Origin of the sequence: Actinoplanes xinjiangensis, from assembly GCF_003148685.1 — a bacterium.
Taxonomy (GTDB): Bacteria; Actinomycetota; Actinomycetes; order Mycobacteriales; family Micromonosporaceae; genus Actinoplanes; species Actinoplanes xinjiangensis.
On the sequence record NZ_QGGR01000015.1, the window covers coordinates 30779 to 54012 of the forward strand.

At 69.8% G+C, this 23234-nt stretch carries 21 protein-coding genes, 1 tRNA gene and 1 riboswitch; of the genes, 9 read left to right on the plus strand and 13 right to left on the minus strand.

Features of this window, described 5'->3' with window-relative positions; translation table 11 throughout:
- Nucleotides 1–51: 51 nt before the first annotated feature.
- The 4 genes from BC793_RS29450 to BC793_RS29465 form a co-directional block, all read right to left on the minus strand.
- Nucleotides 52–1692, minus strand: a complete 1641-nt coding sequence (locus BC793_RS29450; RefSeq protein WP_109598435.1) for a rhamnogalacturonan lyase B N-terminal domain-containing protein — start codon at nt 1690–1692, stop codon at nt 52–54.
- A 101-nt stretch (nt 1693–1793) separates the two neighbouring features.
- Entirely contained in the window at nt 1794–2444 is a 651-nt protein-coding gene (locus BC793_RS29455; RefSeq protein ID WP_109598437.1) for an aspartate/glutamate racemase family protein, read from the minus strand.
- On the minus strand, nt 2441–3538 hold the full coding sequence (locus tag BC793_RS29460; protein WP_109598772.1) for a DNA glycosylase AlkZ-like family protein: 1098 nt from the start codon (nt 3536–3538) through the stop codon (nt 2441–2443). The genes BC793_RS29455 and BC793_RS29460 overlap by 4 nt, the downstream gene beginning before the upstream one ends.
- Nucleotides 3539–3548: 10 nt before the next feature.
- Complete coding sequence (locus BC793_RS29465) at nt 3549–4154, minus strand: GNAT family N-acetyltransferase (RefSeq protein WP_109598439.1); 606 nt, start codon at nt 4152–4154, stop codon at nt 3549–3551.
- A gap of 123 nt (nt 4155–4277) precedes the next feature.
- On the opposite strand from BC793_RS29465, the gene BC793_RS49800 reads away from it, so the two are divergent.
- Nucleotides 4278–4427, plus strand: a complete 150-nt coding sequence (locus tag BC793_RS49800; protein ID WP_158319408.1) for a hypothetical protein — start codon at nt 4278–4280, stop codon at nt 4425–4427.
- On the opposite strand, the gene BC793_RS29470 is transcribed toward BC793_RS49800, so the two are convergent.
- A complete protein-coding gene (locus BC793_RS29470) occupies nt 4415–5629 on the minus strand; it encodes a saccharopine dehydrogenase family protein (protein WP_109598441.1) in 1215 nt (404 codons plus the stop codon). The genes BC793_RS49800 and BC793_RS29470 overlap by 13 nt on opposite strands.
- Before the next feature lie 207 nt (nt 5630–5836).
- A riboswitch (cyclic di-AMP (ydaO/yuaA leader) is annotated at nt 5837–5983 on the plus strand.
- Between BC793_RS29470 and BC793_RS29475 the strand changes: the two genes are divergently transcribed.
- Nucleotides 5983–6510: a LysM peptidoglycan-binding domain-containing protein gene (locus BC793_RS29475; protein WP_109598774.1), complete on the plus strand. Its 528-nt coding sequence runs from the start codon at nt 5983–5985 to the stop codon at nt 6508–6510. Its footprint overlaps the riboswitch before it by 1 nt.
- Before the next feature lie 3 nt (nt 6511–6513).
- On the opposite strand, the gene BC793_RS29480 is transcribed toward BC793_RS29475, so the two are convergent.
- Nucleotides 6514–6586 (minus strand) — tRNA-Arg (locus BC793_RS29480).
- A 372-nt stretch (nt 6587–6958) separates the two neighbouring features.
- Between BC793_RS29480 and BC793_RS29485 the strand changes: the two genes are divergently transcribed.
- Together BC793_RS29485 and BC793_RS29490 are read left to right on the plus strand one after the other, a co-directional pair.
- On the plus strand, nt 6959–7618 hold the full coding sequence (locus tag BC793_RS29485) for a response regulator transcription factor (RefSeq protein WP_109598443.1): 660 nt from the start codon (nt 6959–6961) through the stop codon (nt 7616–7618).
- Entirely contained in the window at nt 7615–8673 is a 1059-nt protein-coding gene (locus BC793_RS29490) for an ATP-binding protein (RefSeq protein WP_109598445.1), read from the plus strand. The genes BC793_RS29485 and BC793_RS29490 overlap by 4 nt, the downstream gene beginning before the upstream one ends.
- Here BC793_RS29490 and alr read toward each other — a convergent pair.
- Together alr and BC793_RS29500 are read right to left on the minus strand one after the other, a co-directional pair.
- Nucleotides 8592–9767, minus strand: coding sequence for an alanine racemase (alr, locus tag BC793_RS29495; RefSeq protein WP_109598776.1), 1176 nt, complete (start codon nt 9765–9767; stop codon nt 8592–8594). The genes BC793_RS29490 and alr overlap by 82 nt on opposite strands.
- An 11-nt stretch (nt 9768–9778) precedes the next feature.
- A complete protein-coding gene (locus BC793_RS29500; RefSeq protein ID WP_109598447.1) occupies nt 9779–10849 on the minus strand; it encodes a D-alanine--D-alanine ligase family protein in 1071 nt (356 codons plus the stop codon).
- Nucleotides 10850–11426: 577 nt separating this feature from the next.
- On the opposite strand from BC793_RS29500, the gene BC793_RS29505 reads away from it, so the two are divergent.
- Both BC793_RS29505 and BC793_RS29510 read left to right on the plus strand, forming a co-directional pair.
- On the plus strand, nt 11427–16184 hold the full coding sequence (locus tag BC793_RS29505; protein WP_239170290.1) for an ExeM/NucH family extracellular endonuclease: 4758 nt from the start codon (nt 11427–11429) through the stop codon (nt 16182–16184).
- Nucleotides 16185–16336: 152 nt separating this feature from the next.
- Nucleotides 16337–17056 (plus strand): hypothetical protein, encoded by a 720-nt coding sequence (locus BC793_RS29510; protein ID WP_109598451.1) that lies wholly within the window; start codon nt 16337–16339, stop codon nt 17054–17056.
- Between the two features lie 23 nt (nt 17057–17079).
- Here BC793_RS29510 and BC793_RS29515 read toward each other — a convergent pair whose 3' ends face one another.
- From BC793_RS29515 to BC793_RS29530, 4 genes are all read right to left on the minus strand, one after another.
- On the minus strand, nt 17080–17376 hold the full coding sequence (locus BC793_RS29515) for a DUF3040 domain-containing protein (RefSeq protein WP_109598453.1): 297 nt from the start codon (nt 17374–17376) through the stop codon (nt 17080–17082).
- A gap of 371 nt (nt 17377–17747) precedes the next feature.
- Nucleotides 17748–18812 carry a 3-deoxy-7-phosphoheptulonate synthase gene (locus BC793_RS29520; RefSeq protein WP_109598455.1) on the minus strand — a complete coding sequence of 355 codons (1065 nt, stop codon included), beginning with the start codon at nt 18810–18812 and terminating at the stop codon, nt 17748–17750.
- Nucleotides 18813–19012: 200 nt separating this feature from the next.
- Nucleotides 19013–20599 (minus strand): sensor histidine kinase, encoded by a 1587-nt coding sequence (locus tag BC793_RS29525; protein WP_203896353.1) that lies wholly within the window; start codon nt 20597–20599, stop codon nt 19013–19015.
- Between the two features lie 2 nt (nt 20600–20601).
- Entirely contained in the window at nt 20602–21339 is a 738-nt protein-coding gene (locus BC793_RS29530; protein ID WP_109598457.1) for a response regulator transcription factor, read from the minus strand.
- 208 nt (nt 21340–21547) lie between these two features.
- Here BC793_RS29530 and BC793_RS29535 point away from each other — a divergent pair, with 208 nt between their 5' ends.
- From BC793_RS29535 to BC793_RS29545, 3 genes are all read left to right on the plus strand, one after another.
- A complete protein-coding gene (locus tag BC793_RS29535) occupies nt 21548–21790 on the plus strand; it encodes a hypothetical protein (protein ID WP_146246496.1) in 243 nt (80 codons plus the stop codon).
- A gap of 156 nt (nt 21791–21946) precedes the next feature.
- Nucleotides 21947–22318: a tetratricopeptide repeat protein gene (locus BC793_RS29540; RefSeq protein WP_109598461.1), complete on the plus strand. Its 372-nt coding sequence runs from the start codon at nt 21947–21949 to the stop codon at nt 22316–22318.
- Between the two features lie 10 nt (nt 22319–22328).
- Nucleotides 22329–22613 carry a Smr/MutS family protein gene (locus BC793_RS29545; protein WP_109598463.1) on the plus strand — a complete coding sequence of 95 codons (285 nt, stop codon included), beginning with the start codon at nt 22329–22331 and terminating at the stop codon, nt 22611–22613.
- 47 nt (nt 22614–22660) lie between these two features.
- On the opposite strand, the gene BC793_RS29550 is transcribed toward BC793_RS29545, so the two are convergent.
- The gene (locus tag BC793_RS29550; protein ID WP_109598465.1) at nt 22661–23221 is read right to left on the minus strand and encodes a dihydrofolate reductase family protein; all 561 of its coding nucleotides are present in this window, start codon (nt 23219–23221) and stop codon (nt 22661–22663) included.
- Nucleotides 23222–23234 lie beyond the last annotated feature (13 nt).

A 23234-nucleotide genomic window follows, 5' to 3' on the forward strand; every position in this document is an offset into this window, starting at 1 on the left:
GTCCGGATCGGCCGTGCTGCCTGGCGGGACGGCACGGCCGATCCGGAGTCTTCACGCCGGGTCGAGGGCCAGCGCGTCGAAGATGAAGTTCGGGCTGAGGAACGTCTCTCCGCTGCTGCCGCTGACCACCGAGATCGACAGGGTGTTGCCGCCGGTCTTCAGCGCGCTCGCCGGGATCGTGAAGGTGTAGGTGGTGTTGACGCCGCGCCACGTACCGCGGGTGACGTTGCGCGAGTTCAGGTTCGCCGGGGCCGGTGACGCCGACGCCGGCGAGGTCCAGCCGCCGATCGCGACGGCCGGCCGGCCACCGGCGAAGCTGGACGTGGTGGCGATGCGCAACCTGACGCCGTTCGCCGGGACGGAGGCGAGGGAGAAGCTCAGCGCCGCCGGCGAGTTGACCGACTTGAACTCGGCCATCGGGAACTTCGCCGGGCCCGCCCCGACCGTGTAGCCGCTCGACTTCCACGCCGCCATCCGGCTGTCCGACGGGTGCATCGTCTCGATCCGGTCGGCGTTCAGGAACCCGGCCGGGGTGCCGTCGAACGCGCCGAGCTGGAAGAGCTTGCCGGCCGCCGGGACGCTGCCGGACATCGTGAGCGCCGTGGTGGCGCCGGCCGTCACGGTGATCGTCCTGGTGGCGCCCACGGCCAGCTCACCGGCGTAGAGAGTGGCGGTGTAGGTGCCCGGCTTCACGTGCCCGATCACGAACCTGCCGGACTTGACCTGACCCCGGTACTGCCCGGTGGCGCCGGCCAGCCCGACCGTCGCGGTCAGCCCGTTCCAGGTGCCGGACGCGGTGCCGCTGACCCCGCCCCGCTGCGCGTTGGAGAGCATCCCGGGGAGGAACGACGCCAGGAAGTCCATGCTGCGGGCGGTGGGCGCCTCGCCGTCGGTGAGGCTGAGGGCGTACGGCCCGTGCAGGCCCAGCCGCAGCGCCTCGGTCTGCTGGTGCCCACTGAACATGTAGTGGGTGATGTTGACCGCGCTGCCGGTGTCGTTGACCTCGATGTCGCGGAAGAACGGGCCACCGGAGGTCATGTCGGTGTACGCGGGAAGGATGAACGCCCCGTGCCCGGTACCGCTCGCGCCGAACGGCTTCTGCGCGACGAGCCGCTGCGAGCTGTAGAACTTCGACGCGGTCCGTCCGGCACCGTTCGCGAAGACGTCCGAACCCTCGACGGTGGTGCCGAACCCGCCGGTCTTCGCCGCGGCCGGTGACGTGGTCAGCAGCGACGGCTTGAGCCGGGCGATGAAGCGGGCCTCACCCGGGTTCAGGGCCTTGGTGATGTTCGTCGCCATGTAGACGGTGTTGTCGTTCTTGCGGGCGAAGTAGTACTGCGTCACACCGATCGACGTGTTCGCCACGCTCACCAGGATCGAGCTGCCGTTGTTGAAGGTCTTACCGGTCACGGTGGCGGACGACCAGCCGGACTGGAACTGGCCGGCGGCGTACCCGGACGCGGCCAGCTCGGTGCCGTGGTGCTTCAGCGACGTCATGTCGCCGTTGGTGCCGTTGATCGTGAACGCCAGCCCGGTGCCGGTGTCGAAGCTGACGTTCGCGGCCGCGTTCGCCCACGGCTGGCCGACACCCAGCAGGCCGGCACCGGCCAGGACCGCCACGGAGGCGAGACCGGCGGCCAGAGCCCTACGGCGCTTTCGGGAAGCGGGGCGACGGTGCGAGGGGAGGGACATGCGACCACCTATGCGAGTCGGGGGGACATCGTTAGGTGATCTCCAGGCCGCAGAAGGTTGCTCGCGGACCGGAAGAAAATCTCAAGCCGGGGAGCGCCAGGTCACGGCCGGTCCGCAGACCCGCCGGTGGTGCTGTGGACGGCCCGGTGGACGGCCGCCTCGACGGCGGCGCGGGGGCTGGTCAGCACCGGCAGGCCGGGCAGCAGCGCGGCGGCTCCGGCCATGCCGGCCTGGGCCAGCACGATCACGTCGGCCTCGGCGGCGATCGCCCGGACGTGGGCGGCGATCTCCTCGTCATACGCGGTGAGGTCGCCGGCCTCGAAGTGCCGCCAGGCCGTCAGACAGGGCGACGGGATCAACGTCACCGGTCGCCCGGCGGTCGCCCGGATCAGATCCATCGTCGGCCCCATGGTCGACTCGACAGTCGCGACGACGGCGATCCGGTCACCGGCGGCCACCGCGGCCTCGGCCATCGGCCGGTCCAGGCGCACCACCGGCACACCCGGGCGGGCGGCCTCCGCGGCGGCGCCGATCGTCGAGCAGGTGCAGACGATCAGATCGGCCCCGGCGCCGGCCAGCTCCTCGAGCCGTGCGCCCAGGCCCGGCGCCGATCCGGTACGCCGGGCGTCGGCCAGCAACGACGGGTCCACCAGATGCAGATCGTCCAGCCCCGGTGGCGCCAGCTCGGCGAAGAGCCCCCGGAACGTCGCGACGTGCACCTCGGCCGTGTGCAGGAATCCGATCGTGGTCACTCGTGGATCACCCGTGCCTCCGCGACACCACGTGCCCGTGCCACCTGCGCCGCCTCCTCCTCGACCCGGGTGACCTGCTCGGCGGTCAGTCGCCCGAACGTGGTCACCGTGAGATCGACCCGTTTACGCCCGGCCATCCGGGCCCGCCACACCCCGGCGACCTCACCGTCGACCAGCAGGGCCCCCGGGTTGCCGAGGATCCGCCACACCTCTTTCTGCCGCTCCCGGCCGGGCACCAGCAGATCCCGGTCACGGGCCTGGAGCAGCGGGTCCATCGGCGGCAGCCAGCGCACCCCCCGCGGATCGGGCGCGGACTCCAGAAGAGCCACCCCCGATGCGGGCAGCCAGGCCCGCCGCCCGGCCACCCGGACCTCGGTGAGACCCGTGGACGGCCACACCGCCTTGATCGGCGTGGTGCTGCTGCCCAGGTATTTCGCCACCTCGCCCGGCCCGGCCGGGCCGAGGAACCGCAGGTAGGTCTCGATCATCCGGTCCACCCCCCGGTTGGCGGCCGGGATCGCCGGAGCGTCCGGGATCGGGCCGAGCATCGCGTCCTTGCCGCGGGAGACGACCTCGACGCCACCGGCCAGCCCGGCATGCTGCCACACGTTGCCGGCGATGTGACGGGCCGCGCAGGATTTGCAGTCGTAGGTCAGCTCGGCCGGGACCCGGCGGCTGATCTCGGTGCTGGCCTCGCCGCGCGGGATCGGGCCGGTGACCACCTCGCGGAACGCCTCGGCCGTCACGGTGAACGCCCGCACCCCGAGGGGTGCCGCCTCCGGGATCTGGCCGCTCCTGATCCGGGCCGCGGCGTCGTCGTCACCGACCGGCCACAACTGCTCGACAAGCGCGGGCAGGTCGGCGCGGCGGTGCAGGTGCGGGGCGCCGCGTGCGGCCCACACGGTGATCAGCCGGTCGTCCTCGGGCTCGGCGCCACTGCGGGCGGCGAGGGCGACCCGGGTGGAGTCAGGTGTGTACTCCTGGACACCGAGGTCGAGCACGGGCAGGTCGGCGGGCCGGTCGCCGGAGCGATCGGCCAGGCCTTGAACAGCGATCCGGTACGCCATGACGCGCTCACGATCCACGTCGATCATCAGCACCTCCTCAGCGCCGACCGTACCGCCGGGAGGCGACATTCTTCCGGCGATCGTCCTGTGGCGCGGACCGGTTCTCCACGTACTCCCAGGTGTCCAGGGTGGCCGGCCCGTACGGCCCGTCCTGCTGGATGGGCGGCTCGGCCGCCGGACGGTATCCGCAGCGGCGCGCCACCGAGGTGCTGGCCGTGTTGCCCCGGTCGATGCGCAGCAGCAGCCGCCGCAGTGCCAGGGTGTCGAAGGCATACGTGCTGAGCAGCGACAACGCCGCCGAGGCGAGACCGCGCCGCCGGTACGGCAGCCCGATCAGGTAACCCAGTTCAGCCTCGGGTGCCTCGGGCCGGACGTTGAAGAGCAGCACCTCGCCGAGCGGCCGGCCCCCGTCGGTGGTGATCGCGAGCTGGATCCGGCTGCCGCCGATGCGGCCCTGCTGGGCACGGCGCAGATAGGCGAGCCCGGCCTCGACGTCGAACGGTGAGGGCATCAGTGTCCAGCGGGCGATGCCCGGCTCGTCGAGGAGGGCGACCAGATCGTCGAGGTCCTCCCAACGCCATTCCCGCAGGACGACGCCGGTCCCCGTCAACCTCAGCGGGTAGGGCAGCGGGCTGACGGTCACCTGTCCAATCGTGCCGGTAAGAGCGGCTTTGGTGCTAGTGGCGATCGACATGAAAGGCGTGCACGATTCCTTACCGTCCACCGGTCGGATCACGGACACCATTTCGCGGTGCAAAATCGCATCATGTCCACACCGATGCGCACCGACGATCCGGACGACCTACCCGACGCCGATCCGGTGTACGCCGGATACTCGCTCGCGTTCCAGACCCGGCACGATTTCGATCGCCTGTGGACAGTGATCCGGTTCCACGTGGTGGCTCAGAGGCGCTGAGCGGTGATCTCGAATCCGGCGTCACGTAGCCGCCCGACCAGGGCGTTCCCGATCGCGGTCGCCGGGGTGAGCACGCCGCCCTCGACCTTCGGCAGCTCGTCGGTGTCGAACGCGAGCGCGAGAGCGGATTCACCGAGCATGACCGCCGTCGCGGCGTACCCCGGATCGCCCTTGGCCTTGACTCGCGCGCGATAGCGGGCTCCGGACGTGGTGGTGGTGAAGAGGTCCATGGTGAAGTGGCCGTTGCGCTGGGTGTCCTCGCTGGGCCCCGCGCCGGGTGCGGGCAGGAGACGGTCGAGCACGAACCGCAGCGGCGGTACGGCGAAGCCGATCACCAGGGCGCTCATCCCGGTCTTGACGACTGTGGCGGCGAGTCTGCTCTTCACGCGCATGACCTCGCGGTAGCGGAAACTCCGGCCGTACGCCCAGCCGCGCAGCGCGTTGCTGCGCCGCACCACCCGGGTGTTGTAGGACGCCATCACGAACGGGGCGAGATACCCGCGGACACTGGGGTCCACGTCGGACCCGGGCAGGGTGGGCATGTCGGGCTGCCGGCCCAGGTCGGGCTCGCTGTGCCGGTCCGGGCTCAGCGAGTACGGGCTGGCGCCGATCTTGCGCAGCCGGGTGTCCTTCTTCATCACGTCGACCTGGTGACGCATCGAGTCGATGGTGCCGCCGCTGACGCCGCCGCGCATGCTGGTCACCACGAGCGTCGTGTCGGTGAGCTCGCCGGCGCCGTCCCGGCTGATCTGTTCATGCAGGACGTGCACGCCGATATCGGATGGAATCGAATCGAAGCCGCAGGAGTGGACGATCCGTGCACCGGTGCGCCGTGCGGTCTCGTGGTTCTCGTCGATGCTGTCCCTGGCGAAGAGCACCTCACCGGTGAGGTCCACGTAGTCGGTGCCGGTTTCGGCGCAGGCGCGGGCAAGTGCCCTGCCGTACTTCGCATAGGGCCCGACGGTGGTGATCACGACACGTGCGCGGCCGGCCATCGTGGTCAGCGCTTCCGCGTCGCCCGCATCGGCGATCACGACGGGCCAGCCGAGACCGAGACCCTCCAGTTTCGTCGCGGAGCGACCGCCCAGGGCGAGGCGTGCGCCCTCCGGTGCGTGCTCGGCGAGGTACCGGGCCACCAGCGCGCCGACGAAACCCGAGGCGCCGTAGACGAGCACGTCGAACTCGCGCTGTTGATCGCTCATGGCTGCCGATTGTGCACCCTCGGTGGAGCGTCCGCACCTGGTGCGCCACGCCGAATTCAGCACGTTAGCCGCACAAAGGAAGATCAAAGCGGCTAATTTGTGACCTACAACTCCATTGCCGCGTCTCACATCATCAACCAGCAACGCGGCGAATCGGAAGCCCGCACAAAGGTGGGCACCGTGGGCGGAACGCCGAGTCCAGCCGCCGACCACGGTTCAACGAAACCCAAGGCATGGAGCGGGGGACCCATAGGTTCCTCGGCGCTACGGCGCCTCGGGGTGAAGCCGCCACCGCGGCCGGGCACCTCTGCCCGAACCCGACAGCTGACCTCGTAGGCGTGGAGGACAAGCTCATGGTTCAGATCGGAAAACAACTCCATCGCGCGGTCGGCATGTTGGCCGCCGGTCTCGCCGGAAGCGTGGTCCTGGCCGGGCCCGCGCACGCCGACATCAACTGGGAGGCCATCGCGCGCTGCGAATCCGGGGGCAACTGGAGGATCAACACCGGAAACGGCTACTACGGGGGACTTCAGTTCAGCCGGGGCACGTGGCGCGCATACGGTGGCACGAGGTACGCGAGCACCGCGAACCGGGCGTCGAAGTCCGAGCAGATCCGCATCGCCGAGCGTGTCCTGCGCGGGCAGGGCATCGGCGCGTGGCCGACCTGCGGCCGGCGGCACGCCTTCACGGCGGCGTCGCGCGGCGGCGTACGCAAGGTGCACCGGTCGTCGGGCGGTTACGTGGTGCGGCCCGGTGACACCCTGGCGCGGATCGCGGCCCGCCACGACGTGCGGGGCGGCTGGCGAGCGCTTTACCGCACGAACTCGGACGTGCTGCGCAGCCCACACCACCTGCGGGTGGGGCAGCGGTTGAAGCTGTGAGAGTGGGCCCGGCGCGATTTGAACGCGCGACCTACCGCTTAGGAGGCGGTTGCTCTATCCACTGAGCTACGAGCCCGACGTTGCTGAGGGTACCAGCCGGTGTTGCCCGGGTCGGTGCGGCCGACCCGGGCGACCCGGGAAACTCCCGGCGATCAGACCAGGTCGAAGCGGTCCAGGTTTCGCGACCTCGGCCCACGCCTTGACGAAGTCGGTGATCAGCTCCTCCTCGGCGTCGTCGCCGCCGTAGACCACCAGTGCCGGTTCGACCGGCCCCCGTGAAGACCTTCGACCGGCTTTTCTGGAATCAGTCAGGAAAAGCCGGAGAGGTGTTCGACACCCTGTCGCAAGCTGGGTGCGGGCGCCCGCGGGTGGAAATTCTTCCGGGTTTTCCCCGTGAAGTTATGGTGGCTGCCGGATCGGCGACGATAGGCGGGGGAGGTAACAGAGCGTGCGCGTGCTGGTGGCTGACGACGAACGGATACTCGCGGACACGGTGGCGGACGGCTTGCGCCAGTTCGCCATGGCGGTCGACGTGGTCTACGACGGTGACAGCGCGTTGGAGAGGATCAGCGTGCACCGGTACGACGTGGCGATCCTGGATCGCGACATGCCGGGCATCACCGGCGACGAGGTGTGCACCCGCGTCGTGGACTCCGGGCTGGATACCCGGCTGCTGCTCCTCACCGCCGCGGCCGGGATCCGTGACCGGGTCGAGGGCCTCGGGCTCGGCGCCGACGACTACATGACCAAGCCGTTCGCCTTCGCCGAACTGGTGGCCCGGGTGCAGGCGCTGGCCCGGCGCTCCACGGCCCGGCTGAAACCGGTGCTGGAGCAGGACGGCGTGGTGCTCGACACGATCCGGCACTTCGCCTCCCGGGACGGTCTGACGCTGAACCTGACACCGAAGGAGTTCGCCGTCCTCCGGGTGCTCCTGCGCGCCGGTGGACAGGTGGTCAGCGCCGAGGAGCTGCTCGAACAGGCCTGGGACGAGAACGCCGATCCGTTCACCAACTCGGTGCGCGTGACGATCATGACGTTGCGGAAGAAACTGGGTGAACCGGCCGTCATCCACACCGTGCCGCGGGTGGGTTACCGGCTGGGGCGATGACGGTGCTCGCGCCGAGCCGGCGGGTCCTGCTGGTCGGCGGACTGGCCTTCCTGGCCGGCGTCGCGGCGCCCACGCTCCCGCAGGTGCTGCGACTGGCCGGCGTGGTGGTCTGCGGGCAGGCCGAGGAGCGCGGCCCGATCTGCCGCTCGATCGCCGAGCACGAGAGCTGGCAGATGCTGATCGCGCTGACGGTCACCGTGGCGGCGCTGGCGCTGGTCGCGCGGACCGGCGTCCGGTGGACCCTCGATCCGTTCCGTCGCCTGGTCCCGGCGATCGCCAGCGTCGGGCCGCAGAACCTCGGCTACCGCATCAACGCGGGTGACGGCCGTGAGGAGATCGCCGAGTTGTCCCGGGCGATCGACGCGATGATGGACCGGATCGTGACGGGCTACGAGGCGCAGCGGCACTTCGCGGCCAACGCGGCGCACGAGTTGCGTACCCCGCTGGCGGTGCAGCGCACGCTGATCGAGGTCGGGCTCGGCCGGGCCACCACACCGGACAAACTGGACCTACTCGCGGCGCAGCTGCTGGCCACCAACGAGCGCAACGAACGCCTCATCGAGGGCCTGCTCGTCCTCAGCGAGTGCGACCGGGGCCTGGCCGCCCGAGTGCCGGTACGGCTGGACACCGTGGTCGGCACGATTCTGGACGACTACGAGGCGCGGGCCGCCGAGGCCGGCGTGACGATCAGCCGCCGGCTCGCCGAACGCACCGTCCGCGGTGAACGGGTGCTGCTCGAGCGGCTGGTCAACAACCTGGTGCAGAACGCGATCAAGTACAACCGGCCGGGCGGCACGATCACCGTGGAGGTCGGTGCGCGGCCGGCTCTGGCCATCGTCAACACCGGTGACGACGTGCCACCCGACGCCGTGGTCGGGCTGTTCGAACCCTTCCGCCGGCTGTCCGGCACCCGGATCGACCACAGCGGCGGCGCCGGACTCGGCCTGGCCATCGTGCGGGCGATCACCCGGGCTCACGACGGTGTCATCTCGGCGCACTCCACCGGACGGGACGGGCTGCGGGTCGAGGTCTCGTTCGGCGACTCCACCGAGTAGTGGACCCGGGGCACCCGCGTCCCGATACCGGTCAGGACCTCGTGCGCGTTCGTGCCCGACCACTGGGCCCACTCGCTGACCGTCGGCTCCCCGTTCTCCCCGTTGCCGAAGATCACCACGCGGTCACCGGCGACGACCGGGTTGTCGCCGGCATCGACCACCACCTGGTCCATCGCCACCCGGCCGACGATCGGGCAACGGACCCCGCCGATCGCGACCCACGCCCGGTTGCCGGAGCTGCGCGGCACCCCGTCGGCATAACCGGCCGGCACCAGGGCCAGCGTCGTCTCTCGGTCGGTGACGAACTCGGGGCCGTAGGACACCCCGGTGCCCGGGCCGACCCGCTTGGTCAGGATGACCGTGGACTCCAGTGTCATCGCGGGGCGCAGGCCGAACACCCGGCCGGGGACCGGCTCGGCGCCGTAGAGGGCGATACCCGGGCGTACCAGATCGAAATGGGTCTCCGGCAGTTGCAGGACGGCCGCCGAGTTGGCCAGATGGGTCAGCGGTGCCGTGACGCCCGCGTCGCGGGCCGCGGCCCGCGCCTGATCGAAGGCCGCCAGTTGCCGCCGCAGGCCCGGGTCGCCGGGATCCTCGGCGTGGGCCAGATGCGACCAGACGCCGCGGATCTCGATCAGCCCGGCGTCGCGCAGCTTCGTGGCGGTGGTGAGCAGGTCCGGCCACTCCGCCGCGGTGGCACCGCCGCGGGACAGCCCGGTGTCGGCCTTCAGGTGGACGGCGGCGGCCCGGCCGGTGCGTTGCGCCGCCCCGGCCAGGGTCTCCAGGCCGCCGGTCGATGCCACCGACACGTCGATGTCGGCGAGCACGGCCTCGTCCAGGGTCTCGAACGGGGCGTAGAGCCACATCAGGATCGGCGCCGTGATGCCGGCCGACCGCAGTTCCACGGCTTCCCGCAGTGAGGTGACGCCGAGCCAGGAGGCGCCGTGGGCGAGCGCCGTCCGGGCGACCGGAACAGAGCCGTGACCGAACCCGTCGGCCTTGACGACGGCCATCACTCCCGATCCGGCCGCGGCACGGGCCAGCAGCCGGGTGTTGTGCGCGATCGCGTCGAGGTCGATCAGCGCACGGGTCATGGCCGCCCCGGTCACGATCGGCGTGCGCCCGCTGCGAGCGCGGTGGCGAACAGGCGGTCGAGCAACTCCGGGTACTCCACGCCGGCCGCCCGCCACATCTGCGGGAACTGCGACAGCTCGGTGAACCCGGGCAGGGTGTTGACCTCGTTGAGCACCGGCACGGCCTCGCCGTCGATCTCTGCCAGGAAGAAGTCGACGCGGAGCAGACCGGCGCAGCCCAGTGCCTTGAAGGACCGGCGGGCCGCGTCGGAGAGGAGCTCCAGGTGCGCGGGGTCGAGCTCGGCCGGGATGCGGAACTCGACCATGCCGGAAGTGTACTTGGCGTCGAAGTCGAAGAAGCCTTCCGAGGACTTCAGGTTGATCTCCAGGGCCGGCCCGACCTCGATCGTGCCGTCCGGGTTCTGGAGCACCGCGAGGTCGACCTCACGGCCCACGACCGCCACCTCGATCAGGACCTTCGTGTCGTGCTCGCGGGCGTGACGAACGGCACGCGGCAGGTCCGCCCAGTCGTCGACCCGGGAGACGCCGACGCTGGAGCCGCTGCACGACGGCTTCACGAAGACCGGCAGGCCGAGCCGGGCCCGGTCCTCGGGGCCGATGTCGTCGCCGTCGTCCTCGCGGATCACCACACCGTCCGCCACGGCGATGCCCTCGGCCGCGACGATCTTCTTGGTGAACTCCTTGTCCATCGAGGCGGCGCTGGCCAGCACACCGCTGCCGACGTACGGGACACCGGCCAGGTCGAGCAGGGCCTGGGTGGTGCCGTCCTCGCCATACGGGCCGTGCATGACCGGGAACGCGGCATCGACCGTCGCCAGCGCGTCCAGGGCGTCGCTGAGGCTGCCGGGCAGGGACCGGCCGTCGTCCGGGTAGGCCGCTCCGGAGACGATCGCGTCGGCGGTCTCCGGGCCGGTGTCCACGCCGACCTGCCAGCGGCCGTCCCGGGTGATCCGGATCGGCGTCACTTCGTACCGTGACCGGTCCAGGAAACGGAACACCGATGCGGCCGAGCGGCACGAGACCTCGTGCTCCGCGCTCCGGCCTCCGAAGATCACCGCGACCCGTACCTTGGAACTCTGCATCCGGGCATTGTCCGGTACGGGCCGTCCGGTGATCGTCAGGGATGTCCTTATGGCTTGTTTACATCGGGCATACGTCCCAAAGCGTCGGACACTCTCGGTGAGGTGCCGGCCGGGCGCGGCGTGGATCGCGCCCCTGGCGGTCGAGCGCTCGCCGTTATCTGCGAAATCTGCCGGTAACGTGCCCGCGAGCATCGCAATACCGGCGATCCTTCGTTTCTTGGTTCTGGCGCGACAGAACGGACCTATCCCGTCCCGTCGTCGATGGATGCCCTGGTCGGAGAGGTGCAAGGTGGAGTGCCGGGCCCACTTTCCGGGACATGACGAGGGGTCTACTATTCGGCGACTGTACAAAGGCGAACGATGAACGGCCGGAAAACCCTTGACCTAGAGGGTCGTCGATAGCCTTTCCGTTACCTTCCCGAGCCTTTATCGTCACCATCGATACCTACGCTCCGGCGGATCTACTTCGTTCGGAGGGTCAACCTCGATGCGTTCCTATATACGCAGCGTGGGTACCGCCGGACGGTCTCTCCCCGTACCGAGCCCTGCCGGGTTCCGTGCGCTGGGTGCTGCCGTCATGGCGACTGCGCTTGGTCTCAGCCTTACCGGCCCGGTTTCCGCGGCCACCGATGTGCCGTTCATCAGCGAGATCCACTACGACAACACGGGCGCCGACAGCGGTGAGGCCGTCGAGATCGAGGCCCCGGTCGGCTACGACCTGAGTGGCTGGCAGCTGTACCTGTACAACGGCAACAACGGCGCCGTCTACACCCCCACCTACACGCTCAGCGGAGCCGTCCCGGCGTCCGGTGTGGTCGTGCAGACCTATCCCGCCAACGGCGTCCAGAACGGTGCCCCCGACGCGATCGCCCTGGTCAAGCCGGACGGCTCGGTCGCCGAGTTCCTCAGCTACGAGGGCGTCGTCACCGCCGTCGGCGGCCCGGCCAACGGCCGGACCAGCGTCGACATCGGAGTCTCCGAGACCGAGGCCACCCTCGCCGGCCAGTCGCTCCAGAAGATCGACGGCGTGTGGAAGACCGCGGCGACCAGCACGTTCGGCGTGCTGAACACCGCGTCCACGCCGGAGGATCCGGACCCCGAGGAGCCGGGTACCGGCTGCGCGGCGACGGTCACCCACACGATCGCGCAGGTGCAGGGCACCGGCACCGCGACCGGCCTGGCCGGCTCCGTGGTGACCGTCGAGGGCGTCGTCACCGCCGACCACCGTGCCGGTGGCTACAACGGCGTCTACCTCCAGACCGCGGGCAGCGGCGGCGACCGGCCGGTCGCCGCGGGCACCGCCTCGGACGGCATCTTCGTCTACCTGACGGCGACCGCCGCGAACCACCCGGCGGTGGCGATCGGCGACGTGATCCGGGTGACCGGCACGGTCAGCGAGTTCAACGCGCTGACCCAGATCACCATCGGCGCGAAGACCGACGTGCAGGTCTGCTCGACCGACGGCACCCTGCCGGCGCCGGTTCCGCTGGCCCTCCCGCTGACCGACGAGGCCCGTGAGTCCGCCGAGGGCATGCTGGTCGCCCCGGTCGGCGCGTTCACCGTCTCGGACGTCTACAACACCAACCGGTTCGGCGAGGTCGTCCTGGCCGCCGGGAACACCCCGGCCCGGATCCCGACCGACGTCGCCCGGCCCGGCAGTGACGCCGCGATCGCCCTGAAGGCCGCCAACAAGGCCGGCCGCATCCTGCTCGACGACGGCCGGACGACCAACCTCGCGACGGCCGGTCTGCCCCCGACATACATCACCAAGGACCAGCCGCTGCGGGTCGGCGACACCGTCGAGAAGTTCAGCCCCAGCGTGCTGGGCTACGGCTTCAGCGAGTGGCGGATCCAGCCGGCCACCCCGGTCGACACGACCACCCCGGCGATCTCCCGTACCACCTTCAAGGCCACCAACCCGCGGACCGGCGCCCCGGCCGAGGTCGGCGGCGACATCAAGGTCGCCAGCTTCAACGTGCTGAACTACTTCGTGCACTTCGGTGGCGAGGCGCGCGGCGCGACCGACGAGGCGGCCAAGGAGAAGCAGGAAGCGAAGATCGTCTCGGCGATCACCGCCCTGGACGCCGACGTCGTCGCGCTCATGGAGATCGAGAACTCGGTCCGCTTCGAGGCCACCGAGACCCAGCTGGCACTGAAGACGCTGGTCGGCGAGCTCAACGCGGTCGACGGCGCGGGTACCTGGGACTACGTCCGGTCGCCCGCCGAGCTGCCCGCCCCGGCGCAGCAGGACGTCATCACCAGCGCGATCATCTACAAGCCGGCCAAGGCCACGCCGAAGGGCGCGTCGAAGTCGATCAACGACGAGACGGTCTGGGGCAACGCCCGCGAGCCGATCGCGCAGACCTTCACCTCGGGCAGCATCGACTTCACCGTGGTGGCGAACCACTTCAAGTCCAAGAGCGCGTCGGTCGCCCCGACCGGCGACAACGCGGACACCGGTGACGGGCAGGGCGCCTACAACGGCGACCGGATCCGTCAGGCGAAGTCGCTGGCCACCTTCGTCGACGGCCTCGGCACCGACAAGGTGATCCTGCTCGGCGACTTCAACGCGTACGGCAAGGAGGACCCGCTCCAGGTCTTCTACGACAAGGGCTACTCGGACGCGCACGCCGACGGCAAGTCCTCGTACGTCTTCGGCGGTGAGTCCGGCTCGCTGGACCACGCCCTGGTCACCGGCGAGTTCGCGAAGCGGATCACCGGCGTCGATATCTGGAACATCAACTCGGTCGAGTCGTTCGCCTTCGAGTACGACGGCTACGCGCCGTTCTACGAGAACGGCCCGTTCCGTTCCAGCGACCACGACCCGGTCGTGGTGGGCCTGGAGACCGGTGCAGCCGGTCCGGTGAACCTGCAGCTGCTCAACATCAACGACTTCCACGGCCGGCTCGAGTCGCCGTCCACCGTCAACGGCCAGGCCGTCGGTGGCGCCGCTCAGCTCGTCGGGCTGGTCGACCAGCTGCGGGCCGCGAACCCGAACACCGCGTGGATCTCGGCCGGTGACAACATCGGCGCCTCCACGTTCATCTCCGCGATCGACAAGGACAACCCGACGATCGACGCGCTGAACGCGGGCGGCCTGGCCGTCTCGGCGGTCGGCAACCACGAGTTCGACCTGGGTCTGGCCGACCTGACCGGCAGGGTCAGCGACCGGGCGAACTTCCCGCTGCTGGGCGCGAACGTCTACAAGGACGGCCGGCGTGTGCTGCCCGCCTACGACGTGCAGACCCTGGGCGGTGTGAAGGTCGGCTACATCGGTGTCGTCACCGAGCAGACCGGCTCGCTGGTCAACCCGGACGGCATCGTCGGCGTCGAGTTCCGCGACCCGATCGCCGAGGCGAACACCCTGGCCGCGCAGCTCTCCGACGGCAACACCGCCAACGGTGAGGCCGACGTGCTGGTGCTGCTCGCCCACGAGGGTGCCGCGACCGAGAACATCGCCACGGCCGAGGCCCTGCAGGCCGACTCGGTCTTCGGACCGTTCACCAAGGTGAGCGCCGAGATCGACGCCATCGTCAGCGGGCACACCCACCAGCCGTACGCCTTCCAGGTCCCGGTCCCCGGTGTGCCCGGCAAGACCCGCCCGGTCGTCCAGGCCGAGGACTACGGCGAAAAGCTCGGCAAGATCGGCCTGACCTACGACCCGGCCACCGGTGAGGTCATCGCCTCCACCGCCGAACTGCTCACGGTCGCGGGTTACCCGTCGAACACCGCGGTCGCCGGCATCGTGGCCGCGGCCAAGACGAACGCCACCGAGCTGGGCAAGGCTCCGCTCGGCAAGATCACCGCGGACATTCTGCGGGCCTACACCAGCACCGGCGGCGAGAACCGTGGCGCCGAGTCGGTACTCGGCAACCTCATCGCCGACGTCCAGCTGGACCAGACCAAGGACGCGGGCCGTGGCGGCGCTCAGATCGCCTTCATGAACCCGGGTGGTCTGCGGGCCGACCTCAAGTACGGCACCGACGGCACGGTCACCTACTCGCAGGCCTTCGCGGTCCAGCCGTTCTCCAACGACGTGGTGACGCGAACCCTGACCGGTAAGCAGATCAAGGGTGCGCTGGAGGAGCAGTGGCAGCCGACCGGGGCCGCCCGTCCGTACCTGCACCTGGGTGTCTCGAAGGGCTTCACCTACTCCTTCGACGCCGCCCAGCCGCAGGGCAGCCGGATCATCCCGTCGTCGATCAAGCTGAACGGGGTCACGATCGACCCGAACGGCAACTACCGGGTGACGACGAACTCGTTCCTCGCCGGTGGCGGGGACAACTTCCCGTCGCTGGTCAGCAAGATCGGCGTGGTCACCACCGGTGACAACGACCTGACGATGCTGGTGAACTACTTCGCCCAGAACACCCCGATCACCGCCGACCCCGCACCGCGGGCCATCGCCGGCAAGCTGGACGCCGCCGCTCCGACGGGCAGCTACGCCCTGAACACGGCCGCGATCTGGCCGGGCCAGACGGTGACGCTGACCGAGACCGCGCTCGACGACGACGTCAGCGACAACTCGAAGATCACCCGGGTGGTCGACTGGGGCGACGGCACCGCCGCCGTGACCCTGGCCGCCGGCGCCACCACCGCGGCGCACACCTACGCCGCGGCGGGCAGCTACCAGGTCAGCGTCAAACTGACCGACGAGGCCGGCAACAGCGGCCCGGCGACGCTCTCCGGAGCGTCCACGGTCGTGGTCACGGCGCAGACCGGCTCGTTCCGCCTCGACAAGAAGTCGATCTGGGTGTCGCAGTCGGTCACCCTGGGCGCCACCGGTGTCACCGGCGCCTCGGAGCTCTCGGTGAACTGGGGCGACGGCAGCACGACCAGGACGTCCGCGAACAACGCCAAGGTGACGCATGCGTACGCCAAGGCGGGCCGATTCACCGTCACGGTCACCCCGGTGAACGCGGCGGGCGCGGGCCGGACGAGCACGGTCGGCAGTGTCGAGGTCGTCAAGGACGTCTACAAGCCCACGGTCCACCTCAACGTGCCGTGGTTCAAGGCGTGGAAGTCGTCCTGGAAGAGCGTCGGCGGAACGGTCTCCGACAAGGGTGTCGGCGCCGCGTCCGTGAAGGTCAAGCTGATCCAGGAGCGGTCCGGCAAGTGGTACTACTACTCCGCCGGAAAGTGGACCCGGGCGACGTCGAAGCAGACGGCGTCGGCCAAGGCGGCCGTGCTGGTCGTCACCCCGGACGCCAAGGGCTACTGGCGGACGGCGATCAGCGGCGTCGACCGCGGCACCCTCCAGATCACCTACTGGGCCGGTGACAAGGCGGGCAACAGCTCCACCGCCGCCTACTACACCGTGCGGATCGTCCTGTAACAGAGAGTAGAAAGAGGCCCCTCGCCGGACGGCGGGGGGCCTCCTTCGTGTCCGCCCGGATAACGCTTTCGCCACGCATACGGCCGACGGGTACGCGCGGGCCGTACCACCTGGCGTTACCGGTATGTTGACCACCGGCTGGAGGTGTGGGGATGGGCGCTCGGGCGGTGCGATCCTCGTGGATCGTTCTTCTCGCCGGACTCGCGGTTCTCGTGGTCGGGATCGGTCTCCTGCTCGACGGCACCGGGGGCTGTGCGGCCGCCGAGATGCGCGCGGGCAACAAGTGCATCACCGATGGTGACGGCGCTGCCCGTACCCTCGATCAGACCACCGCCGAAGGGCACCCCGCCGCGCCGCTCACTCTCGGTCTCGGTGGCCTGCTGGGCGCCGCCGGTGTCTGGCTCGTCTTCTTCGCCGACCGTTCGGTCCGCCCGGTCACCGGCGTCGGCGACCGGATCGAGCTGGCGCGCCGGCACGGCTGGCGATTCGCCGACGTCGACCGGGAGCTGCTCGCCGACTGGGCGGACAATCCGGACTTCGGTGCGGATCAGCGGGCGTACGCCGTACTGCGCGGCTCCTACCAGGATCTGGAGTTCGTGGTCTTCGACTTCCGCCGGCCGGGCTCCGGATCGGCCGGTACGGCGTGGATCGTCTACCTGCCGCACCCGTCCCGGACGTTCGTCGAGTGGGCGACGACCCAGCAGCCGTTGTACCGCCGGCCACTCCACAAGGTCGGTGTCCGTTCCGACGCGATCGTGGACATCGGCCGTGAACAGCACCGTTCCACCGACCCGGAAGCCGTCCTACGGCAGGTTCGCGCTCTGGCCGAGATCGTCCAGCGGTTCGAGGCCCGGACCGCGGCCAGTTCCTGAGAGGGTTCCGGTCGGACCGGGGCTCAGGAGTGGCGGTACGCCGTCTCGGCTCGCTGCCGGCGCCAGCGGTACACCGCCGTGGCGAAGGTGATGACCGCCCAGGTGCTCACGATCGACGCGGCGATCCACCAGCCCACCACGCCGAGGACGACCGCGGCCACGGTGATCACAGCGGCGAGGATGAATAGTGGTAGCGGAGGGCGACTGGTTGATGACACGCTGAAGTTGCCACCGCCCATGCGGGCACAGAAGTCGGGGTCGTCACGTCGAAGCTGACGTTCGAGCTGGGCCAGTCGCCGGGTGTCCTCTTTGCTGAGCATGTCCGCTACCTTCCGGTCTGCCGCGCCGGTGAAGCATGGATCGAGATGGGGCGATCCCGATCAGAGCCCATTGTTACCTGTGAGTTGCCGCTGTGATACGTCTTCGTGTGCCGAATTTTCGGTCCGTTCCGTTCCGGACAACAGGACCTGTGGAAACCCCCTGACTTCGGGTATAACGGCGCGGTTGATCAGCCGTGGCGGCCGAACCGCCGCGGCCTCCCGCGAAACGCCCTGTCATTCCACATCGGAAAACCCTCATGGGGTACGGCCACCCCGCTGACCAGCACAGACCGGTCAGTGCCCCACCTACGGCAGCGGTCGGCTTCCAGCGCTGTCCCCGTGACGACGAGACAGCGCTGGAAGCCGGCCGGTCAGAGTGAGCGGCGCTTCGCGGCGGCCGCGGCCAGCCGCTCCAGCACCCCCACCGTCGCGTCCCAGCCCATGCAGGCGTCGGTGACCGACTGGCCGTAGGTCAGCTCCTCGCCCAGGTCCTGCCGGCCGGGCTCGAGGAAGCTCTCCAGCATGACGCCGCTGATCGCGTGCTGCCCGGCCTCCATCTGCCGCGCGATGTCGTCGGCCACGATCGGCTGGCGCTTGTGGTCCTTGTTGCTGTTGCCGTGCGAGCAGTCGATCACCAGTCGCTCCGGCAGGCCCGCCTTGCGCAGCAGCGCCAGCGACGCCTCCACGTCCTCGGCGCTGTAGTTCGGCCTGCCCCCGCCGCCGCGCAGCACCAGGTGACAGTCCGGGTTGCCGGTGGTGTGCAGGATCGCCGGGGTGCCCGAGTAGTCGATGCCGGGGAAGACGTGCGTCGCCTCGGCCGCCTGGATCGCGTCGACCGCGGTCGAGACACTGCCGTCGGGGCGGTTCTTCATGCCGATCGGCATCGACAGGCCCGACGACAGCTGGCGGTGCACCTGCGACTCGACGGTCCGGGCACCGATCGCGCCCCAGGCGACGGTGTCCGCGATGTACTGCGGGGTGATCGGGTCGAGGAACTCCACCGCCACCGGCAGCCCCCGGGCGACGACCTCGAGCAGCAGCTTGCGGGCGATCCGCAGACCGGTACCCACGTCACCGGAGCCGTCCAGCGCCGGGTCCATGATCAGGCCCTTCCACCCGACCGTGGAACGCGGCTTCTCGAAGTACACCCGCATCACGATCAGCAGGTCCTCGCTGAGCCGTTCGGCCTCCAGCTTGAGCCGGTCCGCGTACTCGCCGGCGGCCTTCGGATCGTGCACCGAACACGGGCCGACGACCACGATCAGGCGCTGATCTCGGCCGTTCAGCACATCCTCGACCTGCTTACGGCCGGCCAGCACGGTGTCGTGCAACTCGGTCGTCAGCGGCAGCTCGTGGTGCAGCAGCGCCGGGCTCATCAGCGGGACGACCTTCTCGATCCGCTGGTCACGGACGCGCTGCACCTCTGGGGCGGTCATGGTGATTTCTCTCCTTCGACCGGCCCTGCGTCAGAGCCGGTTTGCTCGGGGCAAACAAAAAGGCAGCGACGTCGTCGCTGCCTCAGCCGGCTCTGGCGGGTGTCTCAGGTCATGCGGTCATGGCCGAGGCACCGGCTTGAGCCGGCCTCGTAAACCAATAGAAGGACCACGTCTGAGACATGCCCGCCAGCATAGCGACATCAGCCGACCGAATGCAGCATCTGTGGTCCCTGTTCAGCTGTTGGGACGACAGGTGGCGGCCCGAGCGGGAGCATCACGGTGAAGATCGTCTGGCCGGGACGGCTCTGCACACCCACCTTGCCCCGGTGCGAGGTGACCACGGCATGCACGATCGACAGACCCAGACCGGTGCTGCCGGCCGCCCGCGAGCGTGAGCTGTCCCCCCGGGCGAACCGCTCGAAGATGCGCGGCACCACGTCCGGCTGGATGCCCGGCCCGTTGTCGACGACCTGGATCACGGCGGCATTCGGCACCGCGCCCACCTTGACCGTGACGGTCGAACCCTCCGGGGTGTGCGTACGTGCGTTGGCCAGCAGGTTCGCCACCACCTGATGCAGCCGGGCGCCGTCGCCGATCACGGTCACCGGCTCGTCCGGCAGGTCCAGCTGCCAGTAGTGGGCCGGGCCGGCGGCGTGCGCGTCACTCGTCGCGTCGACGGCCAGCATGGTCAGATCGACCGGGTCCTGGGCGAGCGGGCGGCCGGCGTCCAGGCGGGCCAGCAGCAGCAGGTCCTCCACCAGGGCGGTCATCCGCTTCGCCTCGGACTCGACCCGGTTCAGCACGTGCGCGATCTCGTCCGGGACGACCTGGCGGCTGCGGCGGCTCAGCTCGGCGTACCCCCGGATGGCGGCCAGCGGGGTGCGCAACTCGTGGCTGGCGTCCGCGACGAACTGGCGGACCTGCATCTCGGACGCGTGCCGGGCCTCCAGGGCGTTGCCGACGTGATCGAGCATCCGGTTCAGGGCGGCGCCGACCTGGCCGACCTCGGTGCGCGGGTCGGTGTCCGGCTCGGGGACCCGCTGCGCGAGGCGCACCTCACCGGCGTCGAGCTTCAGCTCCGACACGCGCGTCGCGGTCGCTGCGACCCGATCCAAGGGCTTGAGGGTACGGCGGACGATGAGCGCCCCACCCCAGCCCGCGATCAACAGTGACCCCGCGACGACGCACCCGGTGAACGCCGCGACAGTGATCAGGGTGGAGTTGACCGCATCCAAGGGGAGCCCGATGTACTGGATGCTGCCGTCGGACTTGACCACGGCCTTGACCCGGTACTCGGGGAGGTCGCCGCCGAGGTCGACATCGACCGCCGCGCCGTTCTGCACCACGTCGGCTCGGATCGCGGCGATGGCGGATTCGGTAAGCTCATCGAAATCGTTGTCCAGAGAGCCTTGCGTTCCCACGATCCGAAAGCCCGTGGCTGATCCACTGGTGCTCACCGAGACGATGATCGAGTTCTCGCGGAGACTGTTCGGCGGCTTACTGATGTAGGAGCCGCCGTTCGGGTCGTTCTCCGGCCTGTCCGGAGGGCTGAATCCCTTGCCGCCGTTGGGCCCGCCTCTCAGCCGGTTCAGCAGTTCGTCCAAGTCGGTATCGACCTGCTGGTGGAGCGATTGGTAGAGATACAGCTCGGCGGTGCCGCCGACGACCAGGCCCAGTACCGCCAGCAGCGCGATCATGGTGGTGACGATGCGGGTGCGCAGCGGCCATCCCGCGGGGTCACGCCAGCGAGCGCGGCGGGGGGATCGGGTCGAGGCGGCGGAGGGCATGGTCAGTCGGCCGGCTTCAGGACGTAACCGGCGCCGCGCATGGTGTGGATCATCGGCGCCCGGCCGGCGTCGATCTTCTTGCGCAGGTAGGAGATGTAGAGCTCGACCACGTTCGCCTGCCCTCCGAAGTCGTAGTTCCAGACCCGGTCGAGGATCTGCGGCTTGCTCAGCACCCGGCGCGGGTTACGCATGAGGTAGCGCAGCAGTTCGAACTCGGTCGCGGTCAGCGTGATCAGGTCGCCGGCGCGGCGCACCTCGTGCGAGTCCTCGTCCAGCGTGAGGTCGCCGACGACCAGCTGCGACTCGGTGCGCATCGGGGCGTGCCCCATCCGCCGCATCAGGCCGCGCAGCCGGGCCACCACCTCTTCGAGGCTGAACGGCTTGGTCACGTAGTCGTCGCCGCCCGCGGTCAGGCCGGTGATCCGGTCCTCCACGGAGTCCTTGGCGGTCAGGAAGAGCACCGGCACCTCGGGAGACTCGCCGCGCAGCCGGCGCAGCACCTCCAGGCCGTCGATGTCGGGCAGCATCATGTCGAGGACGACGGCGTCCGGGCGGAAGTCACGGGCGGTGCGGACCGCGGTCATGCCGTCGCCGGCGCTCTTCACGTCCCAGCCCTCGTAGCGCAGCGCCATCGAGAGCAGCTCGGCCAGGGTCGGTTCGTCATCGACCACCAGCACCCGCACCGGGGTCCCGTCGGGTCGGCGGAGCTCGGTGCCGGGTTCTGTGTTCGCCATCGTCATGTCCCCACTGTGGTGCCTGACGCTCAGCGCCGGCTTTCCGTTTGCTGTGTACCAGCTGTGCCTCTGACACAGCCGCGTCCCGCCGGCCGCACAGTTCGTACACATCCGGGTCCGTCATGGTTTTCGGCACGGTGAATCCGGTGCATGAGGATCCGGGGGAGCGGAGTGGCGCAACGAGCATCGTCAACGAAAGGGACATACTGCGCATGTGATGCTTGGGCGTCGACTTCTGGCGGTGTTGTCCGCCCTGGTCCTGATGGTGATGATCCTGCTGTCGCCGTCGGTGCGCGCCGAGCCGGCCGAGCCGCGCCGGCCGGAGCGTGCCGGCTGGACCGCCGGGGCGCCGGACCCGGACGAGCTGCCCGGCGGCGGCCTGAGCCCGATGCTGCTCGCCGCGATCGGCGGCTACCTCCTCACCGGCGGCCTGGCCCTACTCCTGCTACGCCGCTGAACCCCCGGCTGGTTCTCACCGCTGTCTCGACGCCGTCGAGACAGCGGTGACGACCAGCCGGGTTGTTGACAACCTCGTATCGCGGGAACACTCGATGTCCGGGCGATGTTGTGCGAGCGTTGGTCAAAGCGCGGCGCGAGGGTGAGGAGTTGCACGATGGATCTTCTCGAGGACTACCGCAGGGCCACCTTCTTCTTCGAGACCGGCGACCCGCTCGGTGCCGCCCGACTGCTCGAGCCGATAGTCGAGGCGGAGCCGCACAACACCGCGGTCCGGCAGTTGCTGGCGAGGGCCTACTTCAACTCGGCTCAGCTCAACGGGGCCGAGGCCCAGCTCAGAGTGCTGGTCGAGCATGATCCTTCGGATCACTACGCGCACCACGTGCTCGGCCGGACCCTGGAGCGGGCCGGCCGTTTTCGTGAGGCACTGCCGCACCTGCGGCTGGCCGCGGCGATGAAGACGCAGACCGACTACCAGGAGGCGCTGCGCCGGGTCGAGACGTGGCTCGGCAAGTCCGGGGCGGCGTAGGGTCTCGATCGTGAAGCTGAAGCTGGACCTGCACGACATCTTCAACAAGGGTCAGGAGATCGACCGCGCCCTCCGGGGGATCATCGACGAGGCCATCCAGAAGAAGGTCACCCTCGTCGAGATCATCCCCGGTAAGGGCAGCGGCGCCCTGAAGAAGAAGGTCATCCGCTTCCTCGACCAGAAAGAGATCAAGCAGCTCTATCACCGGGTCGAGAAGGACGGCGACAACTGGGGGCGGCTCTTCGTCCACTTCCGGTTCGACGCGCCGACCGGTCGACGCGGCCGCGGTCGCTGAAACCCGCGCCCACCGGTCGGCGCGGCTGCGGTTGCTGAGGCCTGCGCCTATCGGTCTGCGCGGCCGTTGTCGCTGACGACGGTGAACCAGAGGGCATTGGCCAGGGGCGACTCGGCGCTGCTGAGTCGCTCCAGGGTCACTTCCGCACCGCCCGGCAGGTCGTAGAGACGGGTGCCGTCGCCGAGCAGCACCGGGGCGACGAACACCAGGATCTCGTCGAGGAGCCCGGCGGCCAGCGCCTGCCGGGCCACGTCGGCGCCGAGCACGTTGACATAGCGGTCCCCGGCCGCCTTCCGCGCGGCGGTGACCGCCTCGTGCAGGTCGGACAGGAACGTGACGTCCGGGACCGGCTGCGGCGGCGGATTGTGGGTCAGCACGAACACCGGGCCGTGCCAGGCGCCCGACATCGCGCCCTCCTTGTCGGTGCCCCGGTTCGGGTCGTCGCCGCCGAACGTGCGCTTGCCGACGAGCATCGCGCCGATCCGGGGGACCAGGGCCTCGGCCGTCGGGTTCGGGCCGAGGAAGCGGGTGAGCCAGGACATGTCGCCGCCCGGGCCGGCGATGAAGCCGTCGAGCGACATGGTCACCGAGTAGAGAAGCTTCGCCATGATGACATCCTGC